We start from the raw sequence: 15,099 nt of genomic DNA on the forward strand, positions 1-15,099 counted from the left end.
GTCTGATCCGAAAGGGCCGACGCCCCCGGCCTACTTGGCTTTCATGCGTGCGGTCAGGCGTGACAGCAGGGGCAGCGCCGCCGCAAGTGTCTCTCGCTCGTCGGAGTTCAGGACGTCGTTGATCGCGGCGCCGAGCCAGTCTGCCCGGCGTCGGCGCTCCTCCGCCAGGCGGTCACGTCCCGCGGGCGTGAGGTGGAGCAAGAGCTTGCGGCCGTCAGTGGGGTGAGCCTCGGCACGGACGAACCCCTGCGCGAGGAGTTCCTTGACCGCTTTGGCGGCCGACTGGTGACTGACTCCCCGCTGTTCAGCGACGTCGGCGGTGGTCATCGGGCCGCTGCGGTCCAGATATCCCAGGACGGCGGCCTCACCGGGGGGCATGGTGTCGGCGGTGCGCACGGTGCGCACGAGCTGTCCGATGGTCAGGCGAAGATCTTCGGCCAGCCGGTTGTCGTCCATGGCGCCAGCCTACTCACATGCACCAACCAGGGTGTACAGCTTGGGTGCGTTGTTTCACCGAGAACGAGCCGCCCTCGACGATCACTATCTACAGCTCAGGTGTACAGTTTAATTGCAGGAAATCGTTCGTACCGGAAGGACCCGCGGTGAAGCTCACCAAGCACGCCCACGCCTGCGTCACGCTCGAGAAGGACGACACTCGGCTGGTCATCGACCCCGGCGCCTTCACCCCGGACGCGGCAGAGGCCGTCTCCCAGGCGCACGCCGTACTGATCACTCACGAACACTTCGATCACTTCGACGAGAAGCTCGTCGCCGCCGCGCTCGAAGCCCGGCCGGAGCTACAGGTCTACGGCACCACCGCCGTCGCGGCCGCCCTGGGCAGCCGGAACGGCCGCGTCCACGCCGTCGCCGCGGGCGACACCCTCACCGTCGGCTCCCTCACCGCCACCGTCCACGGCCACCGCCACGCGCTGATCCACGCCGACATCCCGTGCCCCGACAACGTCGGCTACCTCTTCGACGACGGAGCCCTCTACCACCCCGGCGACGCCTACTTCGCGCCCGACGCTCCCGTGCACACCCTGCTGCTGCCGACCAGCGGCCCGTGGACCAAGCTCGGCGAAGCCGCCGACTTCGTCCGCGCCGTCAAGCCCGAGCGCATCATCCAGATCCACGAACTCATGCTCAGCGACCTGGGCCAGCAGTCCACCGCCAACCTCCTGGGCGAGAACGGCCTGACCGGCACCCCGATCACCCGCCTCGAGCCCGGCACCACCGTGCAGCTGTGAGGCGCCGGGCTCCAGGGCGCGGGCATGCGTTCGTCGGCCTCGACATCGCCGGCGGAACTGTCAGGTGCTGCGGGCGCCCGCCCGGCTAGCGATCGACGGCTCGCATGCCTGCCTCGTCGTACCGTTCGCCCGCGGCCTCGGGCAGCTCCGCATCGATGCGGGCCAGATCCTCCTTGGTCAGCGCGATGTCCACCGCGCCGGCGTTCTGCTCCAGGTAGGTGCGGCGCTTGGTGCCCGGGATCGGCACCAGGTCCTCGCCCTGGGCCAGCACCCAGGCGATGGCCAGCTGGGCCGGGGTCACGTCCTTCTCGGCGGCGATCTCCTTCACCTTTGCCGCCAGCCGCAGGTTCGCCGCCAGGTTGGCGTCCTGGAAGCGCGGGTTCTCCCGGCGCCAGTCGTTCGCGTCCAGCTCGTCAGGCGAGCTGAACCGCCCGGCGAGGAAACCGCGGCCGAGCGGCGAGTACGGCACGAAGCCGATGCCCAGCTCACGGCAGGCGGGCAGCACCTCGGCCTCCACGTCCCGTGACCACAGCGAGTACTCGCTCTGCACCGCGGTGATCGGGTGCACGGCGTGGGCGCGCCGGATGGTCTCCGCGCTCGCCTCGCTCAGGCCGATGTGCCGCACCTTGCCCTCGGCGACCAGTTCGCCCAAGGCGCCGACCGTCTCCTCGATGGGTACGTTCGGGTCGACCCGGTGCTGGTAGTACAGATCGATGTGGCTGGTCCCCAGCCGCTCCAGGGAGCCGTGGACCGAGCTGCGGACGTGTTCGGCCGAGCCGTCCTGCGGGCCGACCGTGCTGATGTCGCCGGGTACGGCGTTGTCCATCCGGTAGTTGAACTTCGTCGCGATCACGTACTCCTCGCGATGCCCCCGGATCGCCTCACCGAGGAGCGACTCGTTGGTGAGCGGGCCGTACACCTGCGCGGTGTCGAGGAAGTTCACCCCGAGGTCGAGGGCGTGCCGGACGGTCGCGATCCCCTCCGCCTGATCGGTGGATCCGTAGAAGGCGGACATCCCCATGCATCCCAGGCCGATGGCCGATACCTGGAGGTCCCGCAGACTGCGCTTCTGCATGCCGTGTCCCAGCCTTTCTCTGCACACTCGTTCGTCGTTCGGACCGCACGGAGCCCACCATCCATCTAGCGACGGATTCAGCCGCCCGGCATCCCGTGAGAGGCCCCGGGCGGGACGGGCTTCGCGCTCCGTGATGTCTGCGACGCTACGACCTGGAGCGCGCTCCAACGCAAGCCGACGGTCGAGGCAGATCAGCAGTACGCCAGTACGCCGACGCGCGTGTGTTCTGGCCCGGCTCGGCGCCGAGGGGCGCGGAGCGGGCGACAGGAGGGGCGACCCGCCTGGGCCTGCGCCGCACAGAGTTCCTCGTGCGGCGCAGGCCCTGGCGGCGGATCAGGTGATGCGCAGCCTGATCGTGCGGGATTCCGGGCGGAGGGCGTACTCGGGCCACACGTCCGGGCCGCACGCGCGCGAGCCGAGCCCGTGTTGGGCGGCGTCGACGATCAGGTGGCTTGTCGTCGAACTCGGCAGTTCGAACGGATGTGCCGCTCGGGCGATCTCCTGGGGGGTGTGCCGGCTGAGGGTGAAGCCGGGGCGGCGACCGCGTGTGTCGGGGAGCGCCTCGATGCGCAGCACTTCGGTGTCGGCGCTCCTCAGCGTCAACCGGCGCAGTGCGGAGCGGTGTCCGGTTTCCTGGGGACGCGCGTAGTCGACCGCCAGGTCGCGGACCGTGGCGGAGAAGCGTCCCGTGCGTGCCGCACGCAGACTGTCGGGGTAGGACTCGAGCGGGCCGAGGCCGAACCACTCGGCGCCGTCGACGGGAGCGTCACCGTCGGGCAGGTCGAAACGGATCCCGATCCTCGGCCACACCGTGTGCCACCCGCGCGACGGCTCGATCTCCACCCGCAGTTCCACCTCGTCGCCCTCCAGCGACCAGACGGACTCGACCATCACCCACGATCCGGAGTTCGCCGCGGAGACCTTGTCGACCGTGCGCAGGGCCCCGGTGGTGCGCTCCACCGACACCCGGCGCGTGGTCAGCCGGTCGAGGCCGTCACGCCGCCACAGCTCGGCATTGGACACCCCGGCGATGTTCGCGTCGCTCTCCGCGACGTCGCCCCACGCGCCTTCGTCGTTGTCGGTCGGCGCACGGAACAGTTCCAGCCGCGGGCCGGTCACCTCGCGGCCGCCGAGGCGCGTGAGGGATCCGTCGACGAACTCGGCGCGGCCCAGCGTCAGCGTTCCGTCGCCGGGCTTCCAACCGGGCCGGGCGCGCACAGCCCGCACGGGGCGGTGCGGTGAGCGGTCCAGTTGGGCGGTCGCGACCACGTGCCCTTCGCCCGCCCACCCGGTTCCGGCCGCCAGCACCGCCTCGACGGTGAGCCAGGTCTCGGCGTCCGGCGCCACCGGGATCCTCGGCAGCGAAACCCGGCCCGAGTCGCCCGCCACGACGGCCGGGACGTCCAGGTACCCGGAGTCGACGGACGTGCCGTCATGCTCGACACGCCAGCGGAAGCGCAGGTCGGAGGTGTCCGCGGTGTGCCGCAGATTGGCGATCGTCACCTTGTCGCCCTCGAAGGTGAAGCGGATCGGCTGGACGACGGCCTTGAACTCGTGAAGGCTCGGGGTCGGGACGTCGTCGCTCAACAGCATGCCGTCCATGACGAAGTTCCCGTCGTGCACGACCTCTCCGAAGTCGCCGCCGTACGCGTAGTACGGCGTCCCGTCCGGAGTGGTGGTCGAGATGCCGTGGTCGCGCCACTCCCAGACGAAGCCGCCGTGCAGCCGCGGGTACCGGTGGACCAGCGCCTCGTACTGGTCGAACGCCCCCGGCCCGTTGCCCATGGCGTGCGCGTACTCGCACAGCAGGAACGGTTTGGTGCGCTGCCGGGCGCCCTGTGCGGGGGTGCAGCGAAGCAGCGGGAAGCGGGATCCGTCGGTGCCGATCTGCTCGGTCTCCGGCACCGAGGCGTACATGCGCGAGTAGACGTCGGTGTACTCGCCGGTGTAGTCGCCCTCGTAGTGCACGGGACGTTCGGCGTCGCGGGCGTGGACCCACGCCGACATGGCGGCGAGATTGCTGCCGGTGCCCGCCTCGTTGCCGAGCGACCAGATCACGATGCTGGGGTGGTTCTTGTCGCGTTCGACGGTGCGCTCGATGCGGTCGAGGTAGGCCGCGCGCCAGGTCGGGTCGTCGCTGGGATTCCCGACCCAGTCCACCTTGTCGAAGCCGTGCGTCTCGAGGTCGCATTCGAGGACGACCCAGAATCCGAGTTCGTCGGCGAGGTCGAGCAGCCGCGGGTGCGGCGGGTAGTGGCTGGTGCGGATCGCGTTCACGTTGAACCGCTTCATGCGGGCGAGGTCCTCGCGGGCGTGCTCCTCGTCGAAGACGCGGCCGCGCAGCGGATGGGTCTCGTGGCGGTTCACGCCGTGGAACACGACGCGGCGGCCGTTGACGAGGAACCGGTCGCCGCGGATCTCGACCGTGCGGAAGCCCGCCCGCAGGGTGACGGTCTCGGCGGCCGTCGACACGGTCACGTCGTACAGGCGCGGCCGCTCGGCCGACCAGGGTTCCACGTCGGCGATGTCGAAGGGGGTCACCTCGGCCGGGTCGGACCAGGTGCGCTCGATGCCGAGTTCGGGGATGCGCAGGGTGACCGGGTAGGCCGTCGGCTCGGCGGTGATCTCCGCGTCGACCCGGCCGTGCCCGTCGGCGAACCCGGTCCGCAGCCAGACGTCCTCCAGGCCGCCGGCCGGCCGGGCGATCAGGGTGACGTCGCGGAAGATGCCGGGCAGCCACCACTGGTCCTGGTCCTCGACGTAGCTGGCCGCCGACCACTGGTGCACCCGTACGGCGACGACGTTGTCGCCCGGGCGGACCGCGGACGTCACGTCGAATTCGTGGGCGAGCCGGCTGCCGGCGGCGCTGCCGATCTCCGCCCCGTTCACCCAGACCCGGAAGAGCGACTCGACACCGTCGAAGCGCAGCACGACACGCTCGGCGTCCGCCCAGTCGGCGGGCAGGTCGAAGTGGCGGCGGTGGTCACCGGTGGGGTTCTCGTCCGGGACGTGCGGTGGGTCGATCGGGAACGGGAACTGGACGTTCGTGTAGATCGGACGGCCGTGGGCCCCGTCGCCCTCGAGCACCCAGTGGGAGGGCACGGGCAGGTCTTCCCAGCTCTGGTCGTCGAAGTCCTCGGCCGCGAAGTCCTCCGCCACGGACGCCGTCGGCGACAGTCGGAATCGCCAGGGTCCGTTCAGCGAGCGGGCGGGCGCGTCCGAGTGCAGCCACGAGCGCGCCGGGCGGAGCGCGCCACGACCCGGTGCGGTGTCCGAAACATGGGGGGAGAACTCGGAGAGCAAGAGGTCACGGCTCCTTCTGGGTGACGAACGGGATCCGGGGGCCGGCAGAGATCGCCGACCGGCTTGCGACTGGCCTGCCGTGCGGCTTCTCTCTTCCCTCGTGAACGCTCCCGTGAACGTTCACGGGAGCGTTCACGGGACTGCCTTCAGAATTCCTGCGGATGATTCTCGAAGTGTGGGTGGAATGTTCGGAAGTCTGCGCTCGGGCGCGGAGGCATGTCAAGACATTCGGGGCGGACGGCCGTCCGTGACGTCAGCCCGATCCGCTCAGGTGCAGCTCCGCGTGGACGACCAGGTCGTCGGTCTCCGACGTGCCCGGCCCCGACAGCAGTCGCGCGAGCTGCTCGATGGCGAGTGCTCCGAGCTTTCGCGTGTCGAGGGCGACGCTGGACAGCGGGGGTTCGACGAGTGCTCCGAGCTGGAGGCCGTCGAAGCCGATCACCGCCAGATCCCGCGGGACGCCGCGGCCGAGCCTGCGTGCCTCACGGAGTGCGCCGACCGCGATGATGTCGTTGAAGGTGAAGACCGCGGTGACCTCGGGACGAGCGGCGAGCAGGGTTCTGAGCGCCGCCCCTCCCCCGTCGGCCGTCTGGTCGGCATCGACCACCGGGCCGGCGTCGAGCCCGTGCTCCCGCGCCGCCGCCGTGAACCAGTCGTGCCGGATGCTGGGCTCGGCGCGGGTCCGGTGGTCCAGCATGCCGATGCGGGTGTGCCCCTGCGCGACCAGGTGCGCGACCGCGGCACGCACGCCCTGCTCGCCGTCGATCCGGATCGAGCTGAACCGCGTGCTGCGGCCCTCACGGCCGATGAGCACCACCGGCATGCCCCGGGTGTACGACTCCAGCTCGCTCTCGGAACAGCTGAAGTAGCCGATGACCGCGTCCACCTGCGAGGTGATCACCTGGAGTGTGCCGCGTTCCTCGTCCGCCCGGTCCCCCGTGGCGTACACGACCACGTGCCAGCCGCGGGATCTGGCCGCCTCCAGGGCGCCGGCGGCGACCTCGGTGAAGAAGGGGTTGAGCAGGTCGGGGATGACCAGCCCGATGGTCATGGTGTCCTGGCGGACCAGCCCCCGGGCGAATCGGCTCGGGCGGTAGCCGAGCGCGCGCGCCGCGTCGAGCACGCGCTGCTTGGTGTCGCCGTCGATCTCGCCCTTGTCGTTGAGCGCCCGAGACACGGTCTGCCGGGACACTCCGGCGGACCTGGCGACGTCGTTGATCGTGATCTTCCGGGGCTCGGCCCCCGGTGTCGACACCATCGCCCACCTCCTACTTCTCCGCTCGCGAACGCCGGTGCGTGCGCAGAGCCTGAGTATGCACGGGCCGAAGGGCCCGGCGAAGCCGGGTCTGCTCGCGGTGCGGGTGCCGCCTCTGCCGGGCTCCGGGAGGTCCCACACGATCAACCCATGTCTCCCGGTGCGCCGTTACTCCCACGCACCGTCATCGGTGATCTCTTCCGTCCCTGCATCGGTCACCGCCCGACGGGCGGCTGACAGCGGCCCTAGATTCGGCGCCGGATCCGCTGTTCACCACGGTCCGGGACCCCGGGCCCGCAGAGGGGGAGACTGCTCATGACACTCATCGACAGGACGCTCGGACGGCTGTCACGCCGGGCGGGCGTCGTCGCGGCCGCCGTCGTCACCGCCGCCGCGTCGGCGCTGGTGGCCGCTCCGCCGGCCTCGGCGGCGACCTACCAGTACGACTGCCGTCGGCTGCTCGGCTCGGGCTCCTACAGCAATCCCGTCTCCCTCGGGAACGTGACCGGGCGGACCGTCGTCGCGGTCAACTGCCCGCCGCTCACGTCCGGCGCCGGCTACGCCAACCGGTACTTCAGCTTCACCCTCACCCGGCCCGCGCGCGTGCCGTCGTACGCGGGCGCCTCCTTCGCCCTGGAGGCGACCCGGCGGTCCGCCGTCAACCCCTCGCTGAGCAGGGGGGCTTACACGATCATGCACACCTCGGCGGGCGTGTGGACGTACAACCGCGCCGGTGCGGCCAACGGGCGCTACCTGCCCCTGGGTCCACTGCCGGGCGGCGGGGTGCTGCCGGCCGGCACCTACCGCCTCAACCTCCAGAAGCTGGACTCGCCGCTGAGGTCGCTCAGCACCCCGTGGTTCAACGTGGTGGTGGCCGTCTCCTGAGCCGTCGCCGTCTCCTGGCGGGTGCGTCGGCTGCTGTGGCCGCGGTCAGACGCGCGGGCACGCCGAAGCACCCGCCACGGACAGCCTCAGCCGGCAGATGGCGGCGAACCGGGCCGACACGTCCAGGTTCCACAGCCGTATGGTCCCGTCGTTGCTGCTGCTGGCCACCGTCCGCCCGTCCGGGGCGAACACGGTGCCCCACACCGCGTTCGTGTGCCCGGTCAGCGTGGCCCACGGCCGCCGCGCCGCCACGTCCCACAGCCGCACCGTACGGTCACCGCCGCTGCTCACCAGCAAGCGGCCGTCGGGAGAGAACGCGATGCCGCGCACCGAGCCGGTGTGGCCCCGCAACACCGCAGTGGGACGGTGGCGGCGGACATCCCACAGGCGTACGGTCCCGTCGTTGCCGCCGCTCGCCAGCGCCCGGCCGTCCGGGGCGAACGCCACTCCCCGCACCGCACCCGTGTGCCCGGTGAGCGCGGCCTGCGGCCTGCGGCCCGCCACGTCCCACAGCCGTACGGTCAGATCGTCACCCGCGCTCGCGAGGGTACGGCCGTCGGGGCTGAAGGTGACATCGTTGACGAAGTCCGTGTGGCCGGTGAGCGTGGCCAGGGGGCGGCGGGTGGCCACGTCCCACAGCCGCACCGTACGGTCGGCACCCGCCGATGCCAGCAGGGCGCCGTGCGGGGCGAACGCCACCGAGAACACGTCTCCGTGATGCCCGGTGAGCGTGTCGAGGAGGCGGTGGGTGACGACGTCCCACAGCCGGACCGTGCCGTCGGAACCGCCCGAGGCCAGCGTCCGCCCGTCGGGGGCGAACGCCACCGAGAACACGGCCGAGCGATGCCCCCGCAGTGTCGCGACGGACCGGTGCCGCGCCACGTCCCACAGCCGCACCGTGTGATCGGTGTCGGCGGTCGCCAGCAGATTCCCGTCGGGGCTGTAGGCGGACTGCCAGATCTCGGTGTACGGGCGGGCCGTCAGCACCGGGCCGCCGAGGTCCCACAGCACCACCGACTGGTCGAACCCGGCGGTGGCGAGCATGGTCCCGTCGGCGTTCACAGCCACGCCCATCGTGTAGTCGGTGTGGCCGGTGAGCGTCAGCGTCTGCATCCCGCTGTGCACGTCCCACAGACGGGTCGTGCCGTCGCCTCCCGCGCTGACGACCGTGGCGCCGTCCGGAGTGTAGGCGACCGCGTTGACGTCGTCGCTGTGCCCGCTCAGGACCGAGGTCGTCCGCTTCCGTGCCAGGTCCCACAGCCGTACGGTCCGGTCCGCTCCCCCGCTGGCCAGGCTCCGTCCGTCCGGAGCGAAGGCCACGCCGTACACCTCGTCGCTGTGCCCTTCCAGCACGCCCGACGGCCGGTCGCGCACCGTGTCCCACAGCCGGACGGTCCGGTCGGCGCCGGCCGACGCGAGCGTCCGGCCGTCCGGGGTGTACGCCAGCGCGTCGACCTGCCCGACGTGACCGGTGAAGGAAGCGACGCGGCGCCCCCGGTCCGTGTCCCACACCTGGACCGTGCCGTCGCCCGCGGCGACGGCCAGCCTGCGGCCCCGGGGGTCGAAGGCCACGGCCCGGGCGCCCGCGGTGCCGGCCGGCAACACCGCCTTCGTACGATGGTCGGCCGTGCCCCACAGCTGCACCGGCGCGTCCGTGGCCCCGGCCGCGAGCGTACGTCCGTCGGGGCTGAAGGCGACCGACCGTACCCGCCCGGACATCTTGAACGTGGCGGTCGTACGACGGTCCGCGAGCCGTCGCAGGGTCACCGTGCCGTCCGAACTGGCCGTCGCGAGCGTGCCCCCGTCGGGCGCGAACGCCACCGAGTTGACCGGCCCGCGGTGCCCACCGAGCCGGGCCGAGAAGGGCTGCGCCTGCGTGCTCAGGAGGGCGCCGCGCGCCTCGGGCGTCTCCTGGGAACGGTAGGCCTCCCCGGCGAGCCGCATCGAAGCCTCGGGCTGACCGGCGGCCAGGGAGGCGGACTGCGCGGCGAGTGCCCGGGAACGGGCGACCCGCTCCTCCTGCAGCGCGTCCGAGCGCTGCTGGTACGCCAGCGCTCCGACGACCACCGCGAGGGCCAGCAACACGACCAGCGTGGCCAGCGTGCCCTGCCGGCGCCGAACCTGCCGCCGGGCCTGCCGCTGCCGATCGGCCTCCTCGGCCAGGCTCGCGCGCAGGAACGCCTCCTCCTGCGCACTGAGCCGGCTCCGGCCGTCCAGTTCCTCGGCCCACGCCCGGACGGTGTCCAGCCGGGTGCCACGGTAGAGGGCGGACGGATCGCCGCCCTCGCGCTCCCACTCGTCGGCGGCGTGCGCGAGTTGCTGATGGATCAGCAGTCCGTGCCGGTCGGCGTCGATCCAGCCGCGCAGCCGGGGCCAGGCGTGCAGCAGGGCCTCGTGGGCGATCTCGACCGTGTCGCGATCGGCGGTGATCAGGCGGGCGCGCACAAAGGCGTCCAGGGCGGCCGTGGCGCCGTCCGTGTCGGCAAGCCGCTCCATCAGCGCGGCCCGGCTCATCCGGCACCGGGCCGGTCCGGTGCCCTCGGCCACATGGACCAGGCGCACCAGAATCCTGCGGATCGTCTGCTGCTCGGCCGGGTACAGGCCCGCGAACACGTCCTCGGCGGTCCGTGCGACCGCCCCTCGGATCCCACCGGTGCGCTCGTACCCCGCGACGGTGAGCGTGGCGCCCTCGCGCCGCTGCCAGGTGGTCAGCAGCGCGTGGGAGATCAGCGGCAGCGCACCGGAGGGAGTGATGTCCGGCAGGGCGCGCCCGACGTCCGATCCGTCGCCGGTCGGCCCTCCCGGTTCGCTGCCGGGCAGCCCTGCCGGTTCGTCGCGCAGGCCGGCGTCGCGCAGCAACAGGGGGACGAGCCCCGGCTCCAGGGTGAGTCCGGCGAGCTCGGCGGGGCGGGTGATCGCCTCCCGCAGCCCGGCGACGGACATCGGGGACAGTACGAACAGTCCGTCGGTGAACACCGTCGCCAGCTCGGGGAGTTCGACACACCTGCCGGACAGGTCGGCCCGTACGCCCAGGACCACCACGGCCGGATCCCCACCGGATCCGGCCGCCGGATCCGACGGGCGGCGGGACGTCGACACGGCGCACAGCACCCGGACGAAAGCACGTCGCTCGTCCTCGTCGGAGCAGAGCGTGAACAGCTCCTCGAACTGGTCGACGAGGAGCACCGGACGCACCGGCGGTGGCCGCCTGCCCCCGTCGGCGCAGGCGCTGTCGTCCACCGTGCGCCGCACCGCCTCCAACAGGATCTCGGGCCGGTCCCGCAACTGCCGCACGGTGACGCCGAGATCGCCGTCCAGCGCCTTCGCGAAGCCGGTCAGCAACTCCTCCAGCGGATGCGCGGCGGGCGTGAACGCCACCACCGGCCACCGCTCGGCGCCCGGCATGGGGAAGCCGCCGGGGTTTCGGAAGGCCGGTACGAGACCGGCGTTGAACAAGGACGACTTGCCGGCGCCCGAAGGGGCGACGACCATCAGAGGCCCGCTGCCGATCCGTTCGAAGACCCTCTCGACCAGGGCGGCCGTGGCCCGCTCGCGGCCGAAGAACCATCCCGCGTCCTGGGCGGTGAACGCCGACAGCCCCCGGTAGGGACGGACAGCGTCGAACTCCGTCCGCCCGGGCCCGACACCGTCGACCCGCCCGGCCTGCGCGTCGCCCGCGTTCTGCGCGTTCTCGGGATTCGCCGGGTTCGCCAGGTTCGCCGTTCCCTCGGATTTCGCCGTATTGGCGGTTTCCTCTGCGTTCTCGGGGCTCTTCGTCAGCAGCCGCAGCAGCCCGCCCTCGGCCCGCAGGATCTGGTCGCAGCGCCGCGCGACATCGACGGTGGCTCGCTTCGCGCCCGTCTCGATCTTGCTGAGGTAGCCCTTGCTGTAGTGCGTCTCCCGGGCCATGTCGGCCAGCGAGAGCCCGCGCTGTCGGCGAAGTCGTCTCAACTGGGCGGGAAAGTCCGGAACGGTTCCGTCGGGCGGTGGCGGTTCACATCGGTCGCCGGTGTGCTGCTGCTCCCCCACCACATCCCCCGGGTGTCGCGCATGAGCCGTGAAACGGCCGACATCCAGAGTACTGCGGCAATATGACGGCCGATCAAGGATTTCACCGGCGTGGCGCGAGGACATGGCGAAACACGGACGTCCGGAATCGCGGACGCGATTCCGGACGTTCCCCCGTGCGAAAGGCCTTACGGCCGGTTCAGCTTGATCGAGTTGACCGGCGTGAGGTCGGCCCACACACCCCTCGGAGGATTCCCGATGGTGTAGTTGCAGTTCGTGCCGCCGTAGTTCAGGCAGAGTTCCGCCGAGGCGCCACCGGTCTGGTTGTTGAGGACCCAGTGCCAGCCGACCTGATTGCTCAGGTTGTGGGCGCCGTAGCTCCAGTAGATGTTGCTCGGGCTCTGGGCGGGATCCTGGTTCTGCGGGTAGATACAGACGGCACCGGACGGGCACCCGGCCCAGTCGGCGGCCGGCTTGGCCTCGGCCGTGCCGGTCAACGCCACCATCGCCGTGGCAGCGGTGGCCAGTGCTACGGCCCCACTGAACAACTTGCGCATGTTTCCCCCTTGCGGTCGTCCTGCCTGGTCGCAGGTCGTGCTCGGTCTCTCGGCATCAGACTGGCCGCCGGGGTCCCGGGAGGTCGACGGGTTTCCTGTTTCCCGTCATCACGGCAAGCCGGGAAACCGGCCGCGAGCAGCGCGGTCACCAGGGAGGAGGCAACCCCGGAAAGCGCAGTCACCGTCGACGGCCACGTCGGGCGGAAATCGAATATCACTCGACAACGGCCCGCGATGACCGGCCCGTCACGATCTGGTGCTTCCGAAAGACAGGTCGGCGGGTCGCGGCCCGAAGACCCGCGAGCGGGACAAGGCCCACCCTTCTCAACGGCGTTCAGAAACGTTCACCGGCGAATTGAGTCGGCCGATCGGGATGACGACCCGAACCTCGAGAGTTCGGATGCCCATGAGGACAATCCGGTACGGGACACCGCCCGTGTCGGCGGATGCAGCGGGCGGTGGCGGACGGGCTCGAGGCCGATCTCCCGGGTTCGGCAGCAGGTCGGTCGGGGCAGAGCCCGGCATCCACTGCCGCCCCGGACCCGGATCATGGCACTCGTCGGCGCGAGGGTCCCGCCGACGGCCCGACCCCGAGTGCCCCGACATCGGGGGCATGTTCACCGAAGTGGCGCCGCAGGTTCCGTCGGATGAACCGGTCTCCGCTGCGCAGCAGGTAGGCGCGGCCCGCCGCAGTGCGGCCGACGACGTGGTAGCGCAGGAGGTTGACGGCCAGCAGGGGCGGCACCGCCCACGGCAGGACTACAGGCAGGTCCAGGTCCCGCACGCCGCGGCGGCCGAGGAAGTACCGCAGCATGCTCAGCAGCCGCGCCCTGGCGTAGGCGCGGCGCACACGGGCGAAGTGGGCGAAGTGCAAGGCGGTCTGGGCCTCCACGAGCGCGTTGGCGAGAGCCGGGCCGACCGGGCCGCCGTAGCTCTGGGTGAGCAGCAGGTGGTAGTTGAAACGATGTTGGAGCCGTTCGTGATCGCAGAGCCAATCCTCGTTCACGCCCAGCAGATGGCCGACGTACTTCCACAGGTGCATCAGCGCGCGGGACTCGGCACGGGTGACGCGTACGCCGAGCAGTCGTACGCCGAGCAGCTGGACGGCGTTGAACAGGCCGAGGGTCGCGGCCAGATCGGACTGGTTGACCGGCAGCCCCCAGCGCTCGGTGTCCCACTGCCCGCCGCGCTCCGCCTGATGGTTGACCAGCGCGTGCATGAGACGGACGTGCACGGTGAGGCGAAAGCCCGGACCGGAGCGGCGCATCGCGTCGTGGCCGGTCACCGCGGTGGCCCAATGCTGGGTCTCGGCGATCCTGCGCAGGGCCGAACCGCCGGTGAGGCCACCGGTCTCGACCAGCAGACGAGGCGGTCCGTCGAAACGGTAGGAGCCGATCAACGCCAACTGGAGCATCACGTCGGCGGCGTTGCGGCCGAACCTGCGGGCCACCCGGCCGCCCTCGTCGACCAGATCGAAGTCGACCCAGTCCGGCACCGGATCCACCGCGGCGAAGAAGTCCCGCAGAGCCGCGGGAGGGTTCTCCATCGTGTCGATCCCGTCGGCGAGCGCAGTCCGGAACTGTCTCGTGGTCACCCGGTCCGGATGCGCTGCGTCGGTGATCCGCAGGGCGCCCGCCAGGGCCGCTCCGAGTTCGTCGCGCGTCGTCAGCCGCTCGCCGATGGTCGCCAACAACGCCGGATCGAGCTTGCCTCGGCGTCCCAGCAACAGACGCAGCGGTCTGCCCAGACGACGGTTGAGGCCCTCGGTCGCACGAAAGCGTCGCGGATACGGAGAGGGGGGCGTCGTCACGTCACTCGGCCCGACGGGGGTATCACGCTGCTGCGGCTCGTGTGCGACCATGAGTCGATGCTGACTGCCTGTCGTACTCGCGTTCAATTCGTCTACTGACACCCATGTCATCGCCTCGCCGAAACGCGCGTGGCAGCACGGCCGCTCGCGTTTCACCGCGCAGGAGGCCGAGCCAGGAGCGGTCCCGGGCGATGGTGGAACGCATCCTGGACGCGGGTCGGCAGGCCCTGGCCGAGTACGGCTACGAGGGCGCGTCGACCAGTCGGATCGCGACGACCGCGGGGATCAGCCCCGGCTCGCTGTACCAGTACTTCCCCCACAAGGACGCCATCGTCTCGGCGGTTCTGGAGCGCTACAGCGACACACTCGTCTCCAGCGTCACCACCAGGATGTCCGGCCACTTCGAGCAGCCGGCGCCCGTGATCGTCCGGGCTACGCTGGCAGCGCTGTTGGACGGACTCGACGTCGAGCCGCCTCTTCTTCGCGCCGCGGTCGAGCACGGTCCGCGGCTTGACGACGGCCGCGCCCTGAGGGCCTTCGAACAGCGCATCGGCGAGCTGGTCCGCGCCTATCTGACGACACAGCGCGGGGGCCTGCGCCCGGACACGCCTCTCGACGCGGCGGTGTGGATGCTGGTGCGCACCGTCGAGCACCTGACCGTTCGTTACCTGCTCGACCGGCCTCCCATACCGAGGGAACAGTTCCTCGAGGAACTCACCCGGCTCGCTCTCAACTACCTCAGGCCGGAGCCGTGACGCCACCCTTGGCGGGAAAGCATCTCGAACAGCCGCACGGCCGTCCACCACCGTCGCGCCACTGTTCGTCTCCGAAAACACGCGCAACATAAGACAAACTATCTGACAAGATGTTTATTGATGAGATACCACTAATCCGCACTGATAATGGCATTTCCCGGTACCTTCACGATGAATGCGCCTGCCGTTTCGCCCGACGGACAT

At 71.0% G+C, this 15,099-nt stretch carries 10 protein-coding genes; 3 read left to right on the forward strand and 7 right to left on the reverse strand.

Going from position 1 to position 15,099, the window contains the following annotated elements; all coding sequences use genetic code 11:
* Positions 1–30: 30 nt before the first annotated feature.
* The gene (locus tag OG736_RS01485) at positions 31–456 is read right to left on the reverse strand and encodes a MarR family winged helix-turn-helix transcriptional regulator (protein ID WP_327180729.1); all 426 of its coding nucleotides are present in this window, start codon (positions 454–456) and stop codon (positions 31–33) included.
* Between the two features lie 146 nt (positions 457–602).
* Here OG736_RS01485 and OG736_RS01490 point away from each other — a divergent pair, with 146 nt between their 5' ends.
* Positions 603–1,247, forward strand: a complete 645-nt coding sequence (locus OG736_RS01490) for an MBL fold metallo-hydrolase (RefSeq protein ID WP_327180730.1) — start codon at positions 603–605, stop codon at positions 1,245–1,247.
* Positions 1,248–1,332: 85 nt separating this feature from the next.
* On the opposite strand, the gene OG736_RS01495 is transcribed toward OG736_RS01490, so the two are convergent.
* The 3 genes from OG736_RS01495 to OG736_RS01505 all read right to left on the reverse strand — a co-directional run bounded on the left by OG736_RS01495 (position 1,333) and on the right by OG736_RS01505 (position 6,883).
* On the reverse strand, positions 1,333–2,322 hold the full coding sequence (locus OG736_RS01495; RefSeq protein ID WP_327180731.1) for an aldo/keto reductase: 990 nt from the start codon (positions 2,320–2,322) through the stop codon (positions 1,333–1,335).
* A gap of 333 nt (positions 2,323–2,655) precedes the next feature.
* On the reverse strand, positions 2,656–5,625 hold the full coding sequence (locus tag OG736_RS01500) for a glycoside hydrolase family 2 TIM barrel-domain containing protein (protein WP_327180732.1): 2,970 nt from the start codon (positions 5,623–5,625) through the stop codon (positions 2,656–2,658).
* Positions 5,626–5,878: 253 nt separating this feature from the next.
* Positions 5,879–6,883: a LacI family DNA-binding transcriptional regulator gene (locus OG736_RS01505; protein ID WP_327180733.1), complete on the reverse strand. Its 1,005-nt coding sequence runs from the start codon at positions 6,881–6,883 to the stop codon at positions 5,879–5,881.
* Between the two features lie 312 nt (positions 6,884–7,195).
* Between OG736_RS01505 and OG736_RS01510 the strand changes: the two genes are divergently transcribed.
* The gene (locus tag OG736_RS01510; RefSeq protein WP_327180734.1) at positions 7,196–7,765 is read left to right on the forward strand and encodes a hypothetical protein; all 570 of its coding nucleotides are present in this window, start codon (positions 7,196–7,198) and stop codon (positions 7,763–7,765) included.
* 45 nt (positions 7,766–7,810) lie between these two features.
* Here the strand turns inward: OG736_RS01510 and OG736_RS01515 are convergent, their stop codons facing one another.
* From OG736_RS01515 to OG736_RS01525, 3 genes are all read right to left on the reverse strand, one after another.
* Positions 7,811–11,797, reverse strand: a complete 3,987-nt coding sequence (locus OG736_RS01515; RefSeq protein WP_442816990.1) for an nSTAND1 domain-containing NTPase — start codon at positions 11,795–11,797, stop codon at positions 7,811–7,813.
* Between the two features lie 164 nt (positions 11,798–11,961).
* Entirely contained in the window at positions 11,962–12,330 is a 369-nt protein-coding gene (locus OG736_RS01520; RefSeq protein WP_327180736.1) for a hypothetical protein, read from the reverse strand.
* A 547-nt stretch (positions 12,331–12,877) separates the two neighbouring features.
* On the reverse strand, positions 12,878–14,191 hold the full coding sequence (locus tag OG736_RS01525; RefSeq protein ID WP_327180737.1) for an oxygenase MpaB family protein: 1,314 nt from the start codon (positions 14,189–14,191) through the stop codon (positions 12,878–12,880).
* Positions 14,192–14,331: 140 nt separating this feature from the next.
* On the opposite strand from OG736_RS01525, the gene OG736_RS01530 reads away from it, so the two are divergent.
* The gene (locus OG736_RS01530) at positions 14,332–14,895 is read left to right on the forward strand and encodes a TetR/AcrR family transcriptional regulator (RefSeq protein ID WP_327180738.1); all 564 of its coding nucleotides are present in this window, start codon (positions 14,332–14,334) and stop codon (positions 14,893–14,895) included.
* The last annotated feature ends 204 nt before the right edge of the window (positions 14,896–15,099 follow it).

It is taken from the genome of Streptomyces sp. NBC_01334, assembly GCF_035983595.1.
In the GTDB taxonomy this organism is placed as follows: Bacteria; Actinomycetota; Actinomycetes; order Streptomycetales; family Streptomycetaceae; genus Streptomyces; species Streptomyces coriariae.

Excerpts from the sequence above, each read along its gene's own strand:
- OG736_RS01495 (WP_327180731.1), bottom strand. The coding sequence starts at position 2,322 with ATGCAGAAGCGCAGTCTGCGGGACCTCCAGGTATCGGCCATCGGCCTG.
- OG736_RS01525 (WP_327180737.1), bottom strand. The coding sequence starts at position 14,191 with ATGGTCGCACACGAGCCGCAGCAGCGTGATACCCCCGTCGGGCCGAGT.
- OG736_RS01520 (WP_327180736.1), bottom strand. The coding sequence starts at position 12,330 with ATGCGCAAGTTGTTCAGTGGGGCCGTAGCACTGGCCACCGCTGCCACG.
- OG736_RS01530 (WP_327180738.1), top strand. The coding sequence starts at position 14,332 with ATGGTGGAACGCATCCTGGACGCGGGTCGGCAGGCCCTGGCCGAGTAC.
- OG736_RS01505 (WP_327180733.1), bottom strand. The coding sequence starts at position 6,883 with ATGGTGTCGACACCGGGGGCCGAGCCCCGGAAGATCACGATCAACGAC.
- OG736_RS01485 (WP_327180729.1), bottom strand. The coding sequence starts at position 456 with ATGGACGACAACCGGCTGGCCGAAGATCTTCGCCTGACCATCGGACAG.
- OG736_RS01510 (WP_327180734.1), top strand. The coding sequence starts at position 7,196 with ATGACACTCATCGACAGGACGCTCGGACGGCTGTCACGCCGGGCGGGC.